Origin of the sequence: Glaciimonas sp. PAMC28666 (genome assembly GCF_016917355.1) — a bacterium.
In the GTDB taxonomy this organism is placed as follows: domain Bacteria; phylum Pseudomonadota; class Gammaproteobacteria; order Burkholderiales; family Burkholderiaceae_D; genus Glaciimonas.
In genome coordinates, this window is record NZ_CP070304.1 from 3,017,577 (window position 1) to 3,040,879 (window position 23,303).

Sequence of the window (23,303 nt, forward strand, 5' to 3'; positions counted from 1 at the left end):
TGGTGAAAGAATGAAAGTGTAATGTTCGGCTCGTAGTTGGTGGAATGAATGGTTGGTTTTAAAGGATTAGTGGACGGTGAGAGTCCATTAATTACCGACACGCTGATATAAACGGAAACGTTCGTCTCTATCAGAAGGACGTCGACCGGTCCAAAGTAATTTCCAGCGCCCGCTAAACGCACGTTTGAGCGCTGCGTCGTCCGATTTGGTGTTGTTATTGTCTTGATATAGCAATATATCGCAACGTTCCTGGCTCAACTGGGAAAATGGTACGTTACCAAAATAGGCGAATGAAGCGCGCTGTGCAGGGCCGACATTGGTGTCGACACATTGTTTCACCGTCGGTAAATGGTCGTTAATTTGTTCGGCAACGCCAGCGTAACTTTTACCGTAATTGATCCACGGTAACCAGAGCGTCATCAGGAGCAACCAGCACAGTACAACACCGCCTGAAGATAAAACAACGGCACGCCAGAGCACTGCAGGCCGTCTGGAAAGGCGCCAGTTAACCAGCAATATCCAGCAGATGGAACCGAGAATGGCGAGGACCACTGCGGTCATATTAAAGCCTGGTTTGAAACCGGGTGCCAGCTTGTAGGCGTTTTTGGCGATTTGGGCGGGCCAGCCGGTTTCCTTGGCGATCCAGCCGATCCAGATGAACGCTGCGCACGTGCTGAGCGTCATTACTGCGAACCAGTCAACTGCGTTGATCGCGCCGCGCTTCATCGTCGGCAGGCCAAACGCGGCCAGAATAACCAGCGCCGGTAACAGTGGCAATAACACGCCTTCATCCGGTCTTGGTATGAGCAAAATCATGACGCTCAAGCTGATTAAAAATGCCAGAGGTAACGCAATATGGAGCGCATGCCGTTGTTGACGCCAGGCGTAAATAGCCCAACCAGCGTAAGGCCATGCCGGCCATGCAAACCAGATGCCATATTTAATGAAATAGGCGAACGCATGCAGGGTCGGCCAGCCGAATTGTTTGAGATTTTGAGCCTGCCAAAAAGCGAAATCATTCCCCTCTGGAAGCATAAAATATCCAGCCGCGAACCAGGCGCCGCTAACAATGATGGCGGCGGGAAGGGTCACTAATAATAAATGTGTTGCGAGAGACTTTTGACGTAGCAGGGCAAAGCTAATTAAACCCAGGAAGATGGCGACCGGTACGCCCCAACCCCGTGTCAGTGTCAATAATCCTAGCGCTATGCCAAGTAATGCGGCGCTATGAATGGGGGAGTAAGTCTTATTTGAGGCGTTATTTTCCGCACCGGAAGGCGGGGTATCGAACAGGCGGACGGCGAGGTAGATCGCGTAGGCGACCAGCGACATCTGTAAACTTTTTGCGGTGGTTTCGTGACTGTGGAGCAGCAAGCCGAGACAGCCGAGATAGATGAGAAAAGCGCCATCTGCTAGTGTGCGGCCGAAGTCTCGGGGTTCTGGTTGACCGCCAAACGCCAGACGCAGCGGCTGCGCTTCGTTCCTGCGGCCGAGCAGATACGTGGCGTACCACACCGACAGCGAGCCAACCAAAAAGAAAATGATGGTAGAAAAACGTGCGGCCAGCGGATCACCCAGCAACCACCCAAATAACTTGATGCAGATAGCCCCAACCCAGTAGGTTAAAGGGCTTTCTCCTGGCATTGGCAAACCGGCGATTTGCGGCGCCAGCCACGTGCTGAGGCTGCCGTGCGCCATGGTCCACATGATGCCGAAACTCGACGCATCGTCATTTTTCCACGGGTCGCGACCGAACAAGCCCGGCAATATATAGAGAAGGCCAAGCGCCCATAATCCCCAACGCGGCAATGCACTGGTAGCAGAAGCGGGAAGACGGACTGGCTTCATCACGATATGGCTTTATGAGAATAGTAAGTTGGGGGGAGTATTGTGCCGCAAAAACGCCACAGGGCACAGAGTATCAGGCACAAAGTCTTTAGCAATTATAACGATTCAACCGCTTGGTGACGGTTCACTTACGATCGCTTACGTTTAGCCAGACACCGCACAGTCTTAGTCAAGGCGTCCTGATATCGCCGAGGCATTTCCCGGTTTGGTGACAGAGAGCGCGTACATGGAACTGAAAATCCGGGGCCAAAAATTGAAAAAGGCAGCTATGGCTGCCTTTTTTTAAACTTCGAATGCGCTGATGGGAATTAACCTGCAGCGACCGATGTTTTCGAACCAACGGTACCGAATTTCTTACGGAATTTATCAACGCGACCAGCTGTATCAACGATTTTATGTTGACCAGTGTAGAACGGGTGCGATTCCGAAGAAACTTCAATCTTCACTAAAGGATAGTCTTTACCTTCGAAGTTTGCTGTTTCGCGTGTTTGAATTGTAGAACGTGTGACGAATTTGAAATCGCAAGACATGTCCTGGAACAAAACTTCACGATAATTTGGGTGAATGCCGTCTTTCATTGTTGCCTCTTAAAATTCGGTAGCCAATCGTCACTTCGTCGGTCGCCATGCTTCTTGACCCGATTGTCGATCACTTGCCAAGGTGGAAAACACGCGATTATACAGTAAAACTGTAAGTTATCAGTGGATTCTGTCGCTGAAGGGATTTGCAGGGCCAACTTGCAACAAAATGCCGCCAGCCCTGCAGTGCTAAAAACCGTACTGTTTTTGGATTAAGCCGATGCTTTTACTGCAGCAGTTTGTTGATTCCCGCTTTTCCGGTATAGGACCAGCGTGGCGATCAAGCCACACACGGCGGCAAAGCTCATCCATAGACCGGGCGCGGCTTTGTTACCGGTCATTTGGATCAAGCCGGTTGCAATCGCGGGTGTAAATCCACCAAAAATCGCGGTGGCGAGACTATACGCCAGAGAGAACCCAACAGTTCGCACGTCCACCGGCATAACTTCGGTCAGGGCTACAACCATCGCGCCGTTGTAACTTGCATACAAGAACGACAACCATAGTTCAACGATCAACATCCGTTCGAAGCTCGGTGCTGCCACCAACCAGGATAATGTCGGATACGCAGTGAGGATGGTCAAAACAGTGAACACCAGCAGCAATGGGCGACGACCAACGCGATCAGATAATGCGCCCATGATTGGGAGCCAGATAAAATTGGATATGCCAACGCAGAACGTGACGATCAATGCGTCTGTCGTGCTAAGTTTCAAGACTGATTTACCGAACGTCGGGGTGTAGATCGTGATCAGATAGAACGAGACCGTTGTCATTGAAACTAACATCATGCCCGCCACGACGATGCCCCAGTTGTCGCCCATAGAGCGCAAAATTTCGCGCATATTCGGCTTCTTCTTGCGGGCCAAAAACTCTTCTGTTTCTTGCAAAGAACGGCGTATCACAAACAACACCGGCACAATCATGCAGCCGACGAAGAACGGAATGCGCCAGCCCCAGGCAGCGATTTGTGCTGGCTCAAGCCATACTTGAAGACCATAACCCAGTGCCGCAGCGACGATGATAGCGACTTGTTGGCTGGCTGATTGCCAGCTGACATAGAAACCCTTGCGACCGGGCGTTGCCATTTCCGACAGATAGACAGAGACTCCGCCAAGCTCAACGCCAGCCGAAAAACCCTGCAGCAGACGTCCAACCAATACCAGAAACGGTGCCAGATAGCCGATAGTAGCGTAGCCGGGGACGAAGGCAATTAGCATGGTGCCGACTGCCATAAATGCCAAGGTGACGATCAGGCCCTTGCGGCGACCAATGCGGTCAACATAGGCACCCAGAACGATTGCGCCCAATGGACGCATTAAAAACCCTGCGCCAAAGGTCATGAAGGTGAGCATCAGCGACGCGAATTCATCACTCGCTGGGAAGAACGTCTTTGCGATGTGTGTTGCGTAGAACCCAAAAAGGAAAAAATCGAACATTTCCATGAAATTACCGCTGGTAACGCGCAAGACGGTACCGAATTTCGATGGACTGGACTGGTTGGTTGTCATGTTTTTCCGCCAGAAAAATAAAATTTGAAGAATAGAATTGTCGTTTCGCCCGAGATGAGGGTTTAGCCGAGGCACAAAAATGTGCGTTCTCGATCTACGATGTTCAAGATGTTGTCACATTACTATCTCTAGACTGGATCGAAAAGGTGGTTGCGAATTTTTTGAGTGCCTAAAGTTGTATATTTGTTAATTATTATAAGGGTGGTGATACTCGCCACAATTCTGTTCTTATCGGATGATTATGTCTAGAGCCAATCGAAAAATTGCGCGGGTAAAAAGACGAAATCTCATTCCCCGCTAATCTTTCGCCGCCTCGAAAACAAAATCCATTTGTGACCGCCAGGTACAAAGAAGGTCTGACACGCTTGCACGGGTCAGACCTTCTTTTTTAAAATTCAACAACGGCTTCGGATTAGCTAATCGGCTTGATTAATTGCCGCGACGCATCATGTCAAAGAATTCCAGATTGGTCTTGGTCGACTTGATTTTGTCGAGAATAAATTCCATCGCTTCGATTTCATCCATGCTGTAGAGCAACTTGCGCAAGACCCAGATTTTTTGCAGCTGATCTGGCTTGATCAATAATTCTTCGCGGCGAGTACCCGATTTGTTCAAGTTGATCGACGGATAAACGCGCTTCTCGGCAAGGCGGCGTTCAAGGTGGACTTCCATATTGCCGGTACCTTTGAACTCCTCATAAATCACATCGTCCATGCGGCTACCGGTCTCGATAAGCGCCGTCGCGATGATGGTCAGCGATCCGCCTTCCTCGATGTTACGGGCTGCGCCAAAAAAGCGCTTCGGACGTTGCAACGCATTCGCATCCACACCACCGGTCAGCACCTTGCCGGAGGCAGGGATCACGGTATTGTAGGCACGTGCCAGTCGGGTGATCGAATCCAGCAAAATCACCACGTCTTTTTTCATTTCGACCAGGCGCTTGGCTTTTTCCAGCACCATTTCAGCAACCTGAACGTGCCGTGTGGCAGGCTCGTCGAATGTCGAGGCAACGACTTCGCCGCGCACTGACCGTTGCATTTCGGTCACTTCTTCCGGACGTTCGTCGATCAGCAAGACGATCATCACAGTGTCAGGATGATTGGTTGTAATCGCATGTGCGATGTGTTGCAGCATGACCGATTTACCGGACTTTGGCGAAGCCACCAGCAGACCGCGCTGACCCTTGCCGATCGGCGCTATCATATCGATGATGCGGCCCGTAATATTTTCTTCACCGCGCATGTCGCGCTCTAGTGGAAGAGGTTTATTCGGGTGCAGCGGTGTCAGGTTTTCAAACAGAATACGGTGCTTGGAGGCTTCTGGTGATTCGCCGTTGACCTTGTCAACCTTGACCAGAGCGAAATAGCGTTCGCCATCTTTCGGAGTGCGGACTTCGCCTTCAATCGAGTCACCGGTGTGCAGATTGAAACGTCGAATTTGTGAGGGCGAAATATAAATGTCGTCGGTGGACGCCATGTAACTGGCGTCGGGCGAGCGCAGAAAGCCAAAACCATCAGGCAGGACTTCAAGAGCGCCGTCGCCAAAAATTTGTTCTCCTGATTTCGCACGTTTTTTCAAAATAGCGAACATCAGTTCTTGTTTGCGCAAGCGCGCTGCGTTATCGATGTCTAAGCCAATTGCCATTTCTAGCAGTGCTGAGACGTGTAGCGCCTTTAATTCGGATAAATGCATAGTATATGAGTATCCCGGGGTGGGAATTGTCTGGTGGGGGAGGGAACTTCGTGGTGTGAGTAGTATCTTGCTTGTACTGTGTCTCTACTTTACGCGTACTTTAATTGTACTTTGTCTCTGAAAATATAAGCGGCGGTGCGGGCGCACCGCTGCCATGACATACAGTTTACATCAAATATTGCTATCGATGAACGATGTTAGCTGACCTTTTGCTAACGCACCGACTTTTTGAGCTGCCGCAACACCGTTTTTGAACAGAATCAGGGTTGGAATACCGCGGATTCCGAACTTTGCAGGGACTGCCTGATTTGAATCTACGTCCATCTTTGCAATCAGGATTTTGCCGTCGTATTCCTTGGCGACTTCTTCCAGAATTGGTGCAATCATTTTGCAGGGACCACACCATTCGGCCCAGAAATCGACCAATACAGGTTTGTCTGATTTAAGAACATCTAGTTCAAAGGATGCATCGGTAATGTGTTTAATGTTTTCGCTCATGGTTTCCTCTGGAAGAGGGAAAAAGAATTAATGTGTGCCAAGTCAACTGATCTAATTCACCTGGATGGCTGCCTGCGTTGGATCCCGCATTGGAACCCTATTCTAATGAATAAGTGGGGATGCCGTGCGAGACTTCAAGTTTTAAGGGTGCGATTAGAGGTGTTGCGGCGGGAAGTGTAATAAATCATAACCGATTTTAATGATGAGAGGAGATTGTGATCTTATTTTTTGCTTTATTTTTACGTAAATTTGCCGATTGCTCGCATAAAATGCAAAACAGTTGTTGCAAAAAGAAGCTGCGCGGCAGATTTATTGCTCTGGCCGGGACGCTGCCTGAATTTGCGATTAGCGCAGAAAAGCGACCAAGCCAGTCGTTTTATCGCCGGTCTTCTCTCATTCCGACAGCCTTTCAGGTTTCCTTCATCCCCTTATTTTGTGAGTCTAATGTTGTCTAGCTCCTTTTTGCAGTCCCGTTTGACGCAGCACGCTATTCCACCTTCGAACGGATTTTGGCCGGAGGTGGCGCGGGTTTTATCGACAGCCTCACGTGAAACCGGTTGCGAAAATAATCGTGATCTGTCTGGTTGGCGAGTGATAGTTCCAGCATTTGCACACGCGCATTTATTAAAGGGCGCGTTGGGGGCGATGCTGCCGGGTGCATTTATACCTCCGCGCATCAATACCCTTTCAGCGCTGCTGGACACCTTGCCACCGGCGCAGAATGCACCCACCGCGAGTTCTGGCAGTGAACGCTTGATGCGTTTGTATTCGGAATTACGTCAGCACGCATGGTTGAAAAAAATATTTACCGCACGCAGGAATACCGATCTGTTACCGCTGGCCCAAACGCTGCTTTCCCTGTCTGACGAATTGACCCAGGCATTACTGCCATCGATGCAGAATGCCAGCGACGCTGCGGCGCGGTGGCAGGCGGCACTTGAGCAGTTGACACCAAGTTCGCGCCAGCTTCTTTCCGACGAGACGCAACTGGTGTGGTCGATCTGGAAAAGTCAGCTTGACGGCGATGACGCGCTTGCAGTGCGTTTTGAACAGATGCTGCAATTTGCGGCACAGGCGAACGCGCCGCTAGCATGGATCAGTTCTGTCGAACCGGAACCAATGGAGCGTGCGTTCCTGCATGCCTATGCGCAACGTCAGCCAGTTTTGCTCATAACGCTGGACTGGCAGGCTGGTGCCCTTGCTTCGGCCTATGCCATAGCGTGGCCGGAGTTAATTGAGGCCGCCGCAGAAGATGAGAATTCGGTCAGCGCGCCTCCCGACGATCTCTTTGCTTCGCCTGAGTTCAATGTGACGCTGCCGTCCGGTATCGCCCTGTGTCCGACCCAAAGCATCGAAGATGAGGCAGTACAAGGCGCGCAAACGGTACTGGACTGGTTGCAGGCAGGAAAAATGCAACTGGCAATTGTGGCGCAAGATCGCGTTGTTGCGCGCCGAATACGTGCGTTGCTGGAGCGGGCGCAGGTTCACGTTGCCGACGAGACCGGCTGGAAATTGTCGACGACCCGCGCCGCATCGGCCATCGCAGCCTGGTTTGATCTGGTGACTCAGCGCGGTGAAACAACTGCTTTGCTGGATTTTTTGAAATCACCTTTTGTGCTGACTGATCTTGGCGATAAGCCGGCGCAGGTGATGGCAATCGAAGTTGCGCTGCGACGCGCCAATGTTCTCGGCGAATGGAATAGTGTCATTCATGCGCTGACTGATCTTCCTGAGGCGCAGAACACTGTCGCCCGGCTGGCGCAGCAGGCCAACCTATACGCTGGTCGTAAAACGTTGCGCGGCTGGATCAATACAGGCGCTGCGCTGGACGCGCTCGGTATGACCGCTGCGCTGACCGCCGACCCCGCCGGTCAGCAAGTGTTATTGATGTTGCATAATATCGCTGGCGAGGAGGCACCGGAGCGTGGCGACGAAAGTGCAGATACGTTATTTTCATTCCCGGAGTGGCGCGCCCTGGTTAACCTGCAAATGGATGAGACCAGCTTCATCAGTCCCGCCAGCGACCGCCGTGTGGTCATGTTGCCGCTGAATGGCGCTCGCTTGCGTCACTTTGATGCTGTATTGCTGGTAGGAGCGGACAGCAGTCATCTTCCGTCGCAGCCCCAAGAAACGCTGTTCTTTGCGAATACGGTACGACGCGAGCTGGATCTGGCGACCCGTGAGAGCCGTCAACGTCAGCAAATGCGCGATGTAGCGGAACTGCTGGCAATGAATCCGCTGGTGGTATTGTCCTGGCAAGCCCATCAAGATGGCGAACCTAATCCCGCCAGTCCCTGGATTGAGCGCCTGCAACTGACACTCGCGCAATCGGGAGCAGCCGCGTTACCACGCCATCGTGCAATGATCGCCGAGCGCAATCTGATGGCGATACCGGCAGCCATGCCAGCGCCGGTTGCGGGCGGTTTGCGACCGGCGCGTCTGTCGTCCAGTGGCTACAATAGTTTCGTCTCTTGTCCCTATCAATTTTTTGCCCAGCGGATGCTGCGCCTGACTTCGTTAGACGAGCTATCGGACATGCCGGAGAAGCGCGACTACGGAGGCTGGCTCCACGAAATCCTGGAGACTTATCACGAAACCATTCGCGATCAGTCCAGCTCGAATCAAGATGACGCGTATGATCAGCGCGTGGCAATATTGGTGGACATCTCTAAACAATTATTTGACAAAGTCATCGCCAAAAATGCGGCTGCGCTAGGGTTTTATGCCCGTTGGCAAAAAGTGATTTCAGCTTATGTAGTATGGGCCAATGAACGCGAAGCGAATGGTTGGCACTTCGTCTTTGGTGAACAGGCTTATGAAAAACTGATCCAGTTGCGAAGCGGCGAACTGACGTTACATGGGCGCATTGACAGAATTGATGAAAACGAAGCGGGTGAGCGCGCGGTGCTGGATTACAAGTCCAACAGTGTGGTGGTGTTAAACAAGAAATTGAAAGACCACGAAGATCACCAATTGGCCTTTTACGGCCTTTTATCAGACGTGCCGGTAGACGCAGCACATTACGTGGCGCTGGAAACCACCAAGGACAAAATCGGCGACGTCGCTGCGCAAGATTATGAAGAGGCGAAACGAATGTTGGAAGTGCACATCAAGGACACAATGCAGGCAATTTCCGATGGCGCTCCCTTGGTTGCCAATGGCACCGAATCAGTGTGCCAATATTGTGATGTGCGTGGCTTATGCCGTAAGGGAGCGTGGTAATGGATGACCTCACACCCGGGCCGGACCGCCGCACTGATGAAGCCGGTAGCGTGACCGCACATCCGTACCAAATGAATGGCGAGCCGGTGGAAGCTCAGCGTTTCGTCAACGCCGCCTGTGACCCGCATCATTCTGTTGTGGTGGAAGCCTGCGCCGGTAGTGGAAAAACCTGGCTGTTGGTGGCGCGGATGTTGCGCTTGCTCCTGGCCGGCGCTGCGCCGTCGGAACTGCTAGCGATTACATTCACGCGTAAGGCAGCGCAGGAAATGCGCGAACGCTTGCTTGAATTGTTGCAAGAGCTGGCGTTGCAGCCGGATGAGCAAGTGCGCTCCTTGCTTCTGGAGCGCGGGATCTTGCAGAAGGATTTGAGGCAGACCATGCCTGCCGCCCGCAGCTTGTACGAACGTGTATTGTCGAGTCCCCAAAGCCTTTCCATCGATACTTTTCATAGCTGGTTTGCACGCTTGCTGCAAATCGCACCGTTGAATTCCGGCGTGCCGCATGGCTACACCCTGACCGACAAAACCGGTGAATTGCTTGCCGATGCGTATCGGCGGTTTATGCAATCGCTGAACGATAAAGACAATGCAGACACCAAGCAATCTCTACTCGATTTATATCAGTTGGTCGGCGACGGGAATGCACGCAAGCTGCTAAATGCGTTCGTTAGCAAGCGGGCGGAGTGGTGGGCCAGCAGCATGTCTCCGCGTGATCTCGATGCGCCACTAGGCTGGCTGACCGAATTGTGCGGGGACGATGTTGAAGTCGATGCCCGCTTGTCATTGTGGGACGACCAGCAGCTGACCGCCAAAATAAAAAGCATTGCGTGGTTACTCGGACAGGGTACCGCGACTAATCAAAAACGTGCAACGGCGATTGAAACGTCATTGACACGAGGTTCCGGTTTAGAAAATTTTGACGCTCTGTGCCATGAATTTTTTGATGACAATGGAAAATCGCGGAGCAACGCCAAGACCAATAATTTAAAGAAAGCCCTGGAGAATAATTTTGGGGCCGATGGTGCCAGCGCTTTTGATGAAGAATTTTCGAACGTGGGATCAGCACTTAAATTGTTGCGGCGCCGAAGCGGTGAACGCGGCGTCCTGGCGCTGAACCGCGCTTTGTTCGTCGTTGGAAATGCGCAAGTAGAAATTTATCAGGCCATTAAAGCCGAGCAGAGGGTTTTCGATTTTGCCGATCTGGAATGGCAGGCCTATCGATTATTAACCAATCCTGAGAGCGCGGCGTATATTCAAAGCCGGCTGGATACCCGCTATAAGCATATCCTGCTGGACGAGTTCCAGGATACCAATCCGCTACAGTGGAGTATTGTGCGGGCATGGCTGAATGCCTATGGTGAGGACGCCGGTCAACCCAGTGTGTTCGTAGTTGGAGACCCAAAACAATCGATTTATCGTTTCAGACGGGCTGAGCCACGCGTGTTTGTCGCAGCACGAGATCTGTTGCAGCGACAAGGTGCAACGGTGCTGCAAGCCAACCAGACGCGTCGCAACGCGACAGCAATTATTGATGTTTTGAATGCCAGTTTTTATGCCAATCCGCTATTTTCCGCGCAATCCACATTGGGCGAAGAGGGTGGGGCGGTGTGGCGTTTGCCGTTGATCCAACAGAGCATCGCCGCGCCATCCGACTTCTCATCCGATTTGTCATCCGATCTATCTTCGGTGCCGCAGGGTTTGCGTAATCCGTTGTTGATCGCGCGTGAGGTATCGGAGGATGCCAGGCGGCGCGACGAGGGTGCCAGCGTGGCGCAGTCATTAATCGCAGCGCGTCGGCAGGTGGTTATTAAGACCGGTACCAGTCTCCGCAAAGTACGCTGGTCCGACGTCATGCTATTGGTAAAAAAACGTACACATCTGGGCGCATATGAACACGCGCTGCGGGCGGCCGGCATTCCGTATCTGTCTGATCGGCGCGGTGGCTTGCTGGAATCGCTGGAAATTTCTGACCTGATTGCGTTGCTTACTTTTTTGATTACGCCCGATGACAGCCGTGCACTGGCGCATGTGCTGAAGTCGCCCATTTTTGGCGCAGCCGATAACGATTTAATCGGATTGGCACAACGGAGTGAAAAGAACTGGTGGCCGCGCCTTTTGGCGGCTGTGCAAGAGGGGGAAGTAGCCCCAGCTTCTGATGCATTGCAGCGGGCTGCGCGACTGTTGACGTCCTGGTTGGAAGTTTCGCCACGGTTATCGGTACATGATTTGCTGGATGTGATTTTGCATCAAGGGCAATTGATCGAACGCTATGCGCAGGCGGCGACACCGTTGACACGCAGTCAGGCGATAGGCAACATTGAAGCCTTTATTGCTTTGGCGTTGAACATGGATGCCGGACGCTATCCAAGTTTGCCCAAATTTATCGATGCATTGCGCGTGCTACAAAACACCGCTGAAAGTGACGCACCGGATGAGGCTAGTATCGATGCCTCGATTGATGCGGTACGCATACTTACCGTGCACAGCGCAAAAGGTCTGGAAGCGCCGATTGTGGTGCTGCTGGACGCAAATCACAGTGACCCGGCACGCGATGATATCGGTATTTTATGTGACTGGCCGCAAGACGAAGACGCGCCGGTGCATTTTTCAGCGTTTGGTCGTGCCGCTGACCGTGGTGCCGCACGTGACCTTTTATTTGCGGCCGAGGAGGGCTTCAAGACGCAAGAAGATTGGAATTTGCTGTACGTGGCGACCACCCGCGCCAAGCAGTTACTGATCATCAGTGGCGTTGCCGGGGCACGGAATAGCGCGCCGGGTGGAGTGACGCAAGGAAGTTGGTATGCACGTCTTGAGTGGGTGCCGGAAACCTCATTGGATTCTTTGCAATCGATTAGCAACACTAACGATGATCCCGTCGCTGTCGCCGACGCAGACTCAGATGCCAGATTTATCTTGCCGATATTCGATCCGACCGCATTGCCGTTGAAGCAGGCACTTACTGCTCTTCCAACGGCGTCGTCTCTAACGTCATTGTTTATTGAAGAGATGACAGTGGAAGAAGCGGCTAGCGTCAGCAATGAAGCTATCGAAGAAGGGATTGCACTGCATGCCTTATTGGAGCGCTTGACCCAGCATGGGCATTGGCCGATCAATGTGCCGGACGCCGCGACGATTGCGCTCTGGCTGCCGTGTTCACCCGCGTTGGCTTCGATTGTGGCGCAACAAGCCAGGACCATCCTGGCGCAACCATCGCTGACCCATTTCTTTAATCCGGGATTGCACATTGCGGCCCGGAATGAAATGGAAGTGATGACGGATGTTTTATTGCGTTTCGACCGGGTGGTCATGTTTGAAGAGGAAGTCTGGATACTGGATTACAAACGTCAGTTGCTGGACAGTGAACGTGCGGGATATCAGGCGCAGTTGGTGGCTTATCGCGTCGCCGCAGCGCAAGTATTCGTAGGTAAGACGCTGAGGACAGCGGTCATCACGACCGATGGCCAAATGTGGGAAGTCGCTTAAGCAGGAGTGCGAACGTGCAGAAGTACTGCCGGGTTGCCGTATTGCCATAGACAAAAGGGCAAAAGTGATTTTACTCACGCTTGCCGAGTCGCTTAATCCTTACTTTGGCTAATGACGCCCGGGCGCGGCGTATTTACGTTCCAGCTGTGAAACAAGTGTAGCAAGACAGATCGTCATGGTGAAATACACTACGGAAACCGTTATGTAAGGCTCCCAGTAGCGAGAGTAAGCACCCGCTACTGTGCGAGCTGCGTAGGCCAGTTCTGCCAAACCTATCGCCGATACCAGTGACGAGTCTTTGAGCAGGGTAATGGCCTCGTTGCCTAGTGGCGGCAACATGCGGCGAAACGCCTGCGGTAGCACCACGTAACGCATCGTGGTCCTGTATCCCATTCCCAGGCTGGATGCGGCGTAGGTTTGTCCTCGGTCGATGGACTTGATTCCCGCCCTAAAAATTTCAGAAATGTAAGCGCCCGCATTCAAGGATAGCGCCGTCACGCCTGAAATGTATGCACCGTAATTTTGTTTGATGGTCCGGGCCAGTTCGCCTGAAATCAGCAAACCACCGTCCTGATGGATCAAGAGCGGCATGACTGCAAAGTGGATCAGCAAAATCTGTACAAATAGCGGTGTACCGCGGAAAAAAGCAACGTAAAAACTGGCTAGGGCTTTTACCAGAAGAAACGGCCATTTCCATGGTCCGCGTTTGACTTCAGCAACCCGCAACATACCTAGGAAAAGACCGAGGAAGGTGCCGATAATGATGCTGATGACCGCAACCTGCACAGTCATGAAAAAGCCCTGAACGAACAGTGGCGCGTAATCCTCGACGATGTCCCAGTGAAAATCCATATTTTTTTGAAAAGAAAACGATGCGGCGGAATGAATAAAAAATGCGTGGACCGCTAGTCTGTCTCGAAAGCAGCAGTCCTGACGACTGCTACCTTTTCATCCGAAAGACTGTGAAGCGACACGCATTGTGGCGCGTAAAAATTAGGCGAAAAAATTATACCGTATTCGTTGGCGCTGACCCACATTCATTTACGCTATCGTTGGCATTGAGATAATTCGGCCAAATGATTCTAAGCTTTATTCGAAAAATACTTCGCATAAATTTTGTCAACAGTGTCGTTCACCGGACTGCCGCTAAGAACTGCCGCTAAGAACTGCCATTAAGCTGTCATTACTTCGCGTCTTCAGAAAAATACTTCTTGAATATCTTGTCGTAGGTGCCGTCGGCTTTGATCGCGGCTAGTCCCTGATTCACTTTGGCGAGTAAAGCGGTGTTGCCTTTTTTGACCGCAATTCCGTAATATTCTTTCGGGAAATCCGGGTCGGAAATAAAGTGGAAACCCAACGTGGGGTTATTTTTGACGTAATTTTTTACCGGACCAGTATCCAGAACTACCGCGTCAACGCCGCCACCCTCCAGCTCTTTTAACGCTAAAGTCGCCGATTCCAGACGCTTGATTTTGGGATTACTTTTTCCTAGTAATTTTTGAACCTGTTCATCGCCAGTAGTGGCGCTTTGTACCCCAACCGTCAGTTTTTCCAAATCTCTGAATTTTGTCACGGTAGAGCCCTTGGGAACAACAATCAACTGCGTTGACTCGTAATAGGGATCAGAAAAATCGACTGTCTGTTTACGTTCATCGGTGATCGTAATTGCGGACACAAGCAGGTCGCGGTCACCTTGCGCGAGAAAATTAAAGATGCCTTCGAAAGGTGTATTGACAAACTTGACTTTGAAACCAGCTTTATCGGCCACGGCATTGATCAGATCGACATCAAAGCCGACGATCTGATTTTGGGCGTTCTGATACTCAAAGGGTGCAAAGGTCGCCTCTGCGCCGACCACATAGACCGGTGCCCCGGTCTGTGCCTCTTTGCTCTCCTGTTTGCCGCATGCAGCTAAAAGAACAACACTTGAAGCTACGCATAGCAACGCCTTAGATAATTTTTTCATCGATATTCTCCGGGAGGTCCACCAATTGCGGACAGCCCGCCATTTTAAAGTGTGGATCGCTAAAATGACCGATTTAGAATATTTTAGAGGTTTTACTTAGCTATTGATATTTTTATAATAGTTGCTTAGAAATGGTAGCCCGCAATCAGCGCAGATACGCAAAAGCATCCTGCAGGGTGAGAATGTCGCCAGTCGCGCTGCCGTCATATCCCGCTAATTGGTTCACCACTTCTCGGAAAGTATCGGTTTGAATTGTCGTAATAAGTTGCTGCATCAGCGGATCTTGCATGGCTGAGATGGGTAGTGCAAAAAAATAGCGCTCGCGCACCAATGGAATGAATTCAAGGCCGAAACGTGCTGCAGCGGTTTGCACGCCAAATCCCACATCTGCCATGCCACTGGCAATAAAGGCCGCTACTGCAGAATGGGTAAATTCGGTGCTCTCAAATCCGTCGATCGTTTGCGACTCGACAGCGGCTTTGGTGAGCAACATCTCTAACAATACGCGGGTGCCCGAACCGGTCTGACGATTAACGAACAAGACACCATCAGCAGACAAATCGGGCAGAGTGCGTATGTTTTTCGGATTGCCCGCTGCGACCATCAGACCCTGATCGCGCACCGCCAAATGAATCAGACAATGCGTTTTCTTGTTGAGCCAGCGTGCATACAAGGCAATGATGGCGTCTTCAAATTCGCCGAACGGCACGTGGAAACCTGCCAGATCACATTCGCCGCGGGAGAGCGCGGCGACCGCATCGATGCTACTGCGATAGCGTAGATCCACGGGTAGATGGATGGCATTTAATTGATTCAATAGCGCCGCAACCGCGAATCCATGGCTCGCATTGAGTCGAATGGTTTTATTGGAGCCGGCGACCGCCTTGCTAAGCTCGCCTTCCAATTCTGACGCCAGGCTATCTAAGGTCGGCGACAGGCGAGCGGCAATCCGACGGTCGGCCCAGATTAATTTTTCTGCGAGCGGGGTAAGAACGCTGCCGCGACCGCGCTCCGTTATCACCAGCGGGTGACTGAAGAGCTGTTCGGCCGCCCGCAACATTCCCCAGACATGCCGATAAGACTGATTCGTTTCTTTGGCCGCGTTTGAAATCGAACCGGTTTCTCTGATCGAAGTCAATAATATCAATAAGGCCGACGTATCGAGGACAGCGTCAGACCCTTGTCCAATTTCCCAGTGCGGTTTGATGGTGACTTTATACATTTGGTTTTTTCATCAGTGCCCTGCCAAAAACCACGTCTTGTTCTCTATTTACGGTGTTGGGACTATGGCGCGACTTCGTTTCGGACTCAGGTCCGGAGAATAGCCCTAAGAATACAATAATTCTTGAAAACTCAGGCTCTTAAATATGTAATATATTGCATATTACAGGTTCTGGTGGTTGGTGGTATTCTTAGTGTAAGCTATAAGTAAAATAGTAAAATAAAATCAATCTCCGGTGACATCATATGTAATTAAATACATATAACGGGATATCTAAAAAAATAGGGGGAGATATGGGCCTTTTATCAAAAGAACGGACGATAGCTGGGGTTGGATTCAACCGATGGCTTGTACCACCCGCAGCGCTGGCGATTCACTTGTGCATCGGAATGGCCTATGGTTTTTCGGTGTTCTGGTTGCCATTGTCGAAGGCAATCGGGATCAAGGAATCATTAGCCTGCGGCAAGGATATTGGATTTTTTGCAGAGATATTCGCCAGCACTTGCGATTGGAAGATCTCGATGCTGGGCTGGATTTTCACCATGTTCTTCGTCATTTTGGGAACATCCGCCGCAGTGTGGGGTAGCTGGCTGGAGCGGGTTGGGCCGCGCAAAGCGGGTTTCGTTGCCGCATTGTGCTGGTGCGGCGGTTTACTTATTTCGGCGCTCGGCGTGTATCTGCATCAAATCTGGTTGATGTGGCTGGGCTCAGGCGTCATTGGCGGCATAGGTTTGGGCTTAGGTTACATCTCGCCGGTTTCAACACTTATTAAATGGTTCCCCGATCGGCGCGGAATGGCGACCGGCATGGCGATTATGGGTTTCGGCGGTGGCGCATTGATCGGCAGTCCGCTAGCGTTCAAGCTGATGCAATATTTTGCCAGCGACACCGACGTCGGCGTCTGGCAGACTTTTGTGGTGCTGGCCTTGGGTTATTTTGTATTCATGATGGCAGGTGCGTTTGGCTACAGAATTCCGCCATCGGGCTGGAAACCGGCGGGCTGGTCGCCACCTGCACCGTCTAGCAACACCATGATTACGCAGAAGCATGTGCATGTCAGCCGAATTTGGGGCATCCCTCAATTCTGGTTGGTCTGGTTGGTGTTGTGTTTGAATGTTTCGGCAGGAATCGGCGTGATCGGTATGGCTTCGCCGATGTTGCAGGAAGTTTTTGGCGGCCGCTTGCTTGGGGGTGCGACGACGTTTTCCAATCTATCATTGGAACAGAAGAGTGCCATTGCGGCCATCGCAGCAGGATTTACCGGTCTCATCAGCCTGTTTAATATTGGCGGTCGGTTTGTATGGGCATCATGTTCCGACTTCCTGGGGCGCAAGAAGACCTACATGATATTTTTTGTGCTCGGCTTCATTCTTTTTGTCTCACTTCCATGGTCAGGAGCGGCTGGTAGCATGGCGTTGTTCGTGACGGCGGTATGTCTGATCGTATCGATGTATGGTGGCGGTTTTGCGACTGCACCTGCGTATCTGGCCGATCTGTTCGGAACGCAAATGGTCGGCGCAATCCATGGCCGTTTGTTGACGGCATGGGCCACAGCGGGAATTCTGGGACCGGTCGTCGTTAATTACATGCGCGAATATCAATTGTCCCTGGGGATAGCGCGGGAAGCGGTTTACAACACGACGATGTACATCCTTGCAGGCATGCTTGTAGTCGGTCTGATATGCAATCTGATGATTCGTCCCGTGGCGGAAAAGTATTTCATGACGCCGGAAGAGCTGGAACGTGAGAAGCATCGTGCGCACGAGAAAATAGCAACGACCGACACCCGAGCACCGGTTGTGGTCGATATGTCGCGCATTGGCAGCGGCGGTAGTCCGGCACTGTTGATGCTGGCCTGGGCTGCGGTGGCGATTCCATTGGTATGGGGTATCGCGACGACATTACAAAAAGCAGCGGTGCTATTCAAATAAATGGGTCACTGCGATCGGGAACACGCAGCACGCGTGGACCCGACGCAGAACATGCAGCAGAACGTGCAACAGAAGCGCATAAACAAATTCAACGCGAGGGCGTTACGATATTTCAGCCCGGCGCGCCATTCGACGTATTGGTAGGAGATTGCCTGTGAGCACGCAAAATATAACAGAAAAGACGTTTCCGCTGCATCTGGTGAACGCGAAGACGGGCGCCAAAATTGACTTAAAACCTGCGATTTCGGCAGCAGTAAAAGCCCAGGTCGCCGCCATCATTGGCGAGTTAAAGGGACTGCCGGGCGCAATGCTGCCAATTTTGCACGCGATCCAGGATGCAGTCGGTTACGTTCCTTCCGACGTAGTGCCAATGATCGCAGATCAACTCAATTTGTCGCGCGCTGAAGTGCATGGCGTGATTAGTTATTATCACCATTTCCGTCAACACCCGGCTGGCAAACACGTAGTGCAGATTTGCCGTGCTGAAGCCTGTCAGTCACGTGGTTCGGAGCGCCTTGAGGTCCACGCAAAAGCAGCATTAGGTTGCGATTATCACGGTACCACCACCGACAAGCAGTTCACGCTCGAGGCGGTGTATTGCCTCGGCCAATGTGCGTCGGGTCCGAATATCATGATTGGCGATGACTTGTATGCACGCGTTTCGACTGACAAATTCAATCGATTGGTACAAGCCCGGAGAGACCTCTGATGGCCATCACCCTGGAATCCCCTATGAATATTAACGCAAACGCTGTGCGTGCCACCGCAGTGACGATTTATGTGCCGCGCGATTCCACCGCGATTGCACTCGGTGCTAATGAAATTGCAGCCGCTATTGTGGCGGAAGCTGCACGACGTGGTGTGGCGATCCAATTAATCCGTAACGGTTCGCGCGGGATGTTCTGGCTTGAACCGCTGGTAGAAGTCGCCACTGAGGCCGGTCGCATTGGTTATGGTCCGGTCGAGCCAGAGGATGTCGCTGCCTTATTCGATGCCGATTTTCTTAACGGTGGCAGCCATGCGCTAGCACTGGGTCTGGTTGATCAGATTCCCTATTTACAAAAACAGGAGCGGCTCACGTTTGCCCGCGTTGGTATTACCGACCCGGTCTCGCTTGACGATTACCTGGCGCATGAAGGGTACGTCGGCCTGCAAAAAGCGCTGGCGATGACGCCTGAGGCGGTGGTGCAGGAGGTTTTCGATTCCGGTCTGCGTGGAAGGGGTGGTGCCGCTTTTCCTACCGGTATCAAATGGAAGACGGTCGCCAACGCACGGGCGGGACAAAAGTACATTGTCTGTAACGCTGATGAAGGTGACTCCGGCACGTTCTCGGATCGTATGGTGATGGAAGACGATCCCTTTGTATTGATAGAAGGCATGACGATTGCAGCTCTGGCCGTGGGTGCAACGCAAGGATACATCTATGTCCGTTCTGAGTATCCGCATGCCATCGCAGCATTGAACGAAGCGATTGCGGTTGCCAACACCCGTCATTATCTCGGCCAGAATATTTGTGATTCAGGGAAAACGTTCCATTTGGAAGTCCGCAAAGGTGCTGGTGCTTACGTCTGCGGTGAAGAAACCGCTTTACTCGAAAGCCTGGAAGGCAAACGCGGCATCGTCCGTGCCAAACCACCGCTGCCAGCGCTGGAAGGTCTGTTCGGCAAACCGACGGTGATCAATAATGTCATTTCCCTGGCCTCCGTACCGATTATTCTTTCCCGTGGCGGGGCGTTTTATAAAAACTACGGCATTGGACGCTCGTACGGTACGTTGCCCATGCAACTGGCTGGCAATATCAAATTCGGCGGCCTGGTAGAGAAAGCTTTCGGTGTGACCTTGCGCGAATTGTTGTTTGATTTTGGCGGAGGAACCGCCAGTGGTCGTGCGATACGCGCGGTGCAGGTTGGTGGACCTCTGGGGCCGTATTTACCGGAATCGCTATTCGATACCAAGATTGATTACGAGAGTTTTAGTGCGGTTGGCGGCACCGTCGGACACGGCGGCATCGTGGTATTCGACGACAGTGTCGACATGGCAAAACAGGCGCGTTATGCGATGGAATTTTGTGCCGTCGAATCGTGCGGAAAGTGTACTCCTTGCCGTATCGGCTCGACCCGCGGTGTGGAAGTGATCGACAAAATAGTGGCTGGATCAAGCGGCGGATTTGACCGCCCACGAGAGGTCCATCTGCTGCGTGATTTATGTGACACGATGATCAATGGTTCATTGTGTGCAATGGGAAATATGACACCGCTTCCGGTGTTGTCTGCATTGAATAATTTCCCCGAAGATTTTGGTATCGAAGTTGAACAAGAGGTTGCTGAACAATAAGTTACTGCTTGAACCGCATTGCGGGGTGGGTCGCACTGATGCATCCATCCCTGGCTGTTTTGCAATCTTGCAGTAACAGTCTTCATTGATAATTACATACAGTGACCTTAGGTCATTCCACCTTCCCGGGTGTTAAAGGATGCAGCCATGAACCAGATGAATGAACTTGATTACGGCACGCCAGAAAAAGTCTCCGCGCAATTAGTAATGCTCGAGATTGACGGCGTCACGGTGGAGGTCGCCGCAGGCACTTCCGTCATGCGGGCGGCGGTCGAAGCCGGCGTGAACGTACCAAAATTGTGTGCTACTGATAGTCTGGAACCGTTCGGTTCCTGCCGTTTGTGTCTGGTGGAAATCGACGGCAAAAGAGGTTATCCGGCATCCTGCACAACCCCTTGCGAACCGGGCATGAAAGTCAGAACGCAAACGCCTAAGCTGGCGGATATACGTCGTGGCGTGATGGAATTGTATATATCGGATCACCCGCTGGATTGCCTCACCTGCCCAACCAATGGGAACTGCGAATTGCAGGATATGGCTGGTGTAGTTGGCCTGCGTGATGTGCGTTACGGCTATGAAGGTGCCAATCATCTGAAGCTGAAAAAAGACGAATCGAATCCGTATTTTACTTACGATCCTTCCAAGTGTATCGTCTGCAACCGTTGTGTCCGTGCCTGCGAGGAAACCCAGGGTACTTTTGCGTTGACCATTGACGGACGGGGGTTTGAGTCACGCGTCTCGGCTGGACAGCTGGACAGTTTCATGGAATCGGAATGCGTCTCCTGCGGCGCTTGCGTGCAAGCCTGTCCGACTGCAACGTTGACCGAGAAAACCGTCATCATGATGGGCCAGGCCGAACATAGTGCGATCACTACGTGCGCGTATTGCGGCGTCGGCTGTTCGTTCAAGGCTGAAATGAAAGGCAACGAAGTAGTGCGCATGGTGCCGCATAAAGACGGCAAGGCCAACCATGGCCACTCGTGTGTGAAGGGACGTTTTGCGTGGGGCTATGCGACGCATAAAGACCGCATGACCAAGCCGATGATTCGCAGCAAGATTACCGATCCATGGCGCGAAGTGTCGTGGGATGAAGCGTTAGGGTATGCAGCCAGCGAATTCCGTCGAATCCAGGCCAAGCACGGTAAAGATTCTATCGGCGGGATAACTTCCTCCCGTTGCACCAACGAAGAAACCTATCTGGTCCAGAAGCTGGTCCGTGCGGCTTTCGGTAATAATAATGTGGATACCTGCGCCCGCGTGTGCCATTCACCGACCGGTTACGGCTTGAAGCAAACGTTAGGTGAAGCAGCTGGTACGCAGACATTTGATTCGGTCATGCAGTCTGATGTCATCATGATCATCGGCGCCAATCCAGCCGCCGCGCATCCGGTCTTTGCTTCGCAAATGAAGCGCCGTCTGCGCCAGGGGGCCAAGTTGATCGTGGTCGATCCTCGCACCACCGAAATGGTTAAATCACCACATGTGGAGGCGAATTATCATTTGAAATTACGCCCAGGTACGAACGTCGCGCTCATTACTGCGCTGGCGCACGTCATCGTTTCGGAAGGCCTTGAAGATGTTGCTTTCGTGGCTGAACGCTGCGATACCACGTCCTATGCAGAATGGCGTGAGTTTGTTTTGCGTCCAGAAAATTCGCCGGAAGCAATGGCGGAAGTAACCGGCGTTTCTGCCGAAGAGCTACGCGGTGCAGCACGTCTGTTTGCGACCGGCGGTAACGGCGCAATCTATTACGGTCTCGGCGTCACTGAGCACGCACAAGGTTCGACCATGGTGATTGGCATCGCCAACCTGGCGATGGCGACCGGTAACGTTGGTCGTGATGGCGTGGGTGTGAATCCATTGCGTGGTCAGAATAACGTCCAGGGTTCTTGCGATATGGGTTCGTTCCCGCATGAACTGCCGGGTTACAGGCACGTGTCCGACACAACAGTGCGCACCGAATTTGAGGAAGCCTGGGGCGTCCCGTTGAGTCCGGAGCCAGGTCTGCGAATTCCTAATATGTTCGATGCAGCACTGGATGGCAGCTTTATGGGTCTGTACTGTGAGGGTGAAGATATTGTCCAGTCAGATCCCGATACGCAGCATGTGATTGCCGCGATGATGGCGATGGAATGCATCGTGGTGCAGGATCTTTTCCTGAATGAAACGGCTAAATACGCGCACGTGTTTTTGCCCGGGTCATCCTTCCTCGAAAAGGACGGCACTTTCACCAACGCCGAACGTCGCATCTCACGGGTACGTAAAGTGATGCCTGCCAAGGCTGGCAAATCGGATTGGGAAGTCACGGTTGCGTTATCCAATGCATTGGGTTATCCGATGCATTACAGCCACCCGTCGGAAATCATGGACGAGATCGCCGCATTGACCCCGACCTTTAAAGGCGTCAGTTATGCGAAGCTCGATGAGGCCGGCAGTTTGCAATGGCCGTGTAATGATGCGGCGCCGGAAGGCACGCCGATCATGCATATCGGTGAATTTGTCCGGGGTAAAGGTAAATTTATTAATACTCAATATTTTGCGACAGACGAGAAAGTCACAATGAAATTTCCGCTGATCTTGACGACCGGCCGAATCTTGTCGCAATATAACGTGGGGGCGCAAACGCGCCGTACCGAGAACGTTGAGTGGCATAGCGAAGACAGACTGGAAATTCATCCACATGATGCGGAAGATCGCGGCATCAAAGAAGATGATTGGGTGGGAATTGAATCCCGCGCAGGCCAGACGGTGTTGCGGGCAACCGTGACCGATAAGGTGCAACCGGGTGTGGTCTACACCACGTTCCATCATCCGGAGTCAGGCGCGAATGTGATCACTACCGACAACTCTGACTGGGCGACCAATTGTCCCGAGTACAAAGTGACGGCGGTGCAGGTAATGCCAGTGACGCAACCGTCGGAATGGCAGAAGAACTTTAGCCAGGTGACGGAACAGCAACTGCGCTTGTTACAGGGGGCGACGGCGGAGGCGGCAACTGTGGCACATGTTAAATAAATAG

At 52.1% G+C, this 23,303-nt stretch carries 14 protein-coding genes; 6 read left to right on the plus strand and 8 right to left on the minus strand.

Going from position 1 to position 23,303, the window contains the following annotated elements:
* Positions 1 to 87 precede the first annotated feature (87 nt).
* The 5 genes from JQN73_RS12975 to trxA all read right to left on the minus strand — a co-directional run bounded on the left by JQN73_RS12975 (position 88) and on the right by trxA (position 6,127).
* Entirely contained in the window at positions 88 to 1,848 is a 1,761-nt protein-coding gene (locus JQN73_RS12975) for a glycosyltransferase family 39 protein (RefSeq protein ID WP_205323351.1), read from the minus strand.
* Between the two features lie 308 nt (positions 1,849 to 2,156).
* The gene (locus tag JQN73_RS12980; protein WP_205319311.1) at positions 2,157 to 2,426 is read right to left on the minus strand and encodes a type B 50S ribosomal protein L31; all 270 of its coding nucleotides are present in this window, start codon (positions 2,424 to 2,426) and stop codon (positions 2,157 to 2,159) included.
* Positions 2,427 to 2,638: 212 nt separating this feature from the next.
* Positions 2,639 to 3,937, minus strand: a complete 1,299-nt coding sequence (locus JQN73_RS12985) for an MFS transporter (RefSeq protein ID WP_205319313.1) — start codon at positions 3,935 to 3,937, stop codon at positions 2,639 to 2,641.
* Positions 3,938 to 4,366: 429 nt separating this feature from the next.
* A complete protein-coding gene (rho, locus tag JQN73_RS12990) occupies positions 4,367 to 5,629 on the minus strand; it encodes a transcription termination factor Rho (protein WP_205319314.1) in 1,263 nt (420 codons plus the stop codon).
* Between the two features lie 171 nt (positions 5,630 to 5,800).
* Entirely contained in the window at positions 5,801 to 6,127 is a 327-nt protein-coding gene (trxA, locus tag JQN73_RS12995) for a thioredoxin TrxA (protein WP_205319315.1), read from the minus strand.
* A gap of 444 nt (positions 6,128 to 6,571) precedes the next feature.
* Here trxA and JQN73_RS13000 point away from each other — a divergent pair, with 444 nt between their 5' ends.
* Both JQN73_RS13000 and JQN73_RS13005 read left to right on the plus strand, forming a co-directional pair.
* Positions 6,572 to 9,349, plus strand: a complete 2,778-nt coding sequence (locus JQN73_RS13000; protein WP_205319316.1) for a PD-(D/E)XK nuclease family protein — start codon at positions 6,572 to 6,574, stop codon at positions 9,347 to 9,349.
* Positions 9,350 to 9,420: 71 nt separating this feature from the next.
* Complete coding sequence (locus tag JQN73_RS13005) at positions 9,421 to 12,831, plus strand: exodeoxyribonuclease V subunit beta (RefSeq protein WP_240162568.1); 3,411 nt, start codon at positions 9,421 to 9,423, stop codon at positions 12,829 to 12,831.
* 108 nt (positions 12,832 to 12,939) lie between these two features.
* On the opposite strand, the gene JQN73_RS13010 is transcribed toward JQN73_RS13005, so the two are convergent.
* The 3 genes from JQN73_RS13010 to JQN73_RS13020 all read right to left on the minus strand — a co-directional run bounded on the left by JQN73_RS13010 (position 12,940) and on the right by JQN73_RS13020 (position 16,019).
* The gene (locus JQN73_RS13010; RefSeq protein ID WP_205319318.1) at positions 12,940 to 13,683 is read right to left on the minus strand and encodes an amino acid ABC transporter permease; all 744 of its coding nucleotides are present in this window, start codon (positions 13,681 to 13,683) and stop codon (positions 12,940 to 12,942) included.
* A gap of 331 nt (positions 13,684 to 14,014) precedes the next feature.
* Positions 14,015 to 14,797 (minus strand): basic amino acid ABC transporter substrate-binding protein, encoded by a 783-nt coding sequence (locus JQN73_RS13015; RefSeq protein WP_205319319.1) that lies wholly within the window; start codon positions 14,795 to 14,797, stop codon positions 14,015 to 14,017.
* Positions 14,798 to 14,942: 145 nt separating this feature from the next.
* Positions 14,943 to 16,019 carry a substrate-binding domain-containing protein gene (locus JQN73_RS13020; protein WP_205319320.1) on the minus strand — a complete coding sequence of 359 codons (1,077 nt, stop codon included), beginning with the start codon at positions 16,017 to 16,019 and terminating at the stop codon, positions 14,943 to 14,945.
* A 293-nt stretch (positions 16,020 to 16,312) separates the two neighbouring features.
* Between JQN73_RS13020 and JQN73_RS13025 the strand changes: the two genes are divergently transcribed.
* The 4 genes from JQN73_RS13025 (at position 16,313) to fdhF (ending at position 23,299) form a co-directional block, all read left to right on the plus strand.
* Positions 16,313 to 17,950 (plus strand): OFA family MFS transporter, encoded by a 1,638-nt coding sequence (locus tag JQN73_RS13025; RefSeq protein ID WP_205319321.1) that lies wholly within the window; start codon positions 16,313 to 16,315, stop codon positions 17,948 to 17,950.
* Between the two features lie 241 nt (positions 17,951 to 18,191).
* The gene (locus JQN73_RS13030; RefSeq protein ID WP_205323352.1) at positions 18,192 to 18,659 is read left to right on the plus strand and encodes a formate dehydrogenase subunit gamma; all 468 of its coding nucleotides are present in this window, start codon (positions 18,192 to 18,194) and stop codon (positions 18,657 to 18,659) included.
* A gap of 23 nt (positions 18,660 to 18,682) precedes the next feature.
* Positions 18,683 to 20,284, plus strand: a complete 1,602-nt coding sequence (locus tag JQN73_RS13035) for an NADH-quinone oxidoreductase subunit NuoF (RefSeq protein ID WP_205319322.1) — start codon at positions 18,683 to 18,685, stop codon at positions 20,282 to 20,284.
* Between the two features lie 147 nt (positions 20,285 to 20,431).
* The gene (fdhF, locus tag JQN73_RS13040) at positions 20,432 to 23,299 is read left to right on the plus strand and encodes a formate dehydrogenase subunit alpha (RefSeq protein ID WP_205319323.1); all 2,868 of its coding nucleotides are present in this window, start codon (positions 20,432 to 20,434) and stop codon (positions 23,297 to 23,299) included.
* The last annotated feature ends 4 nt before the right edge of the window (positions 23,300 to 23,303 follow it).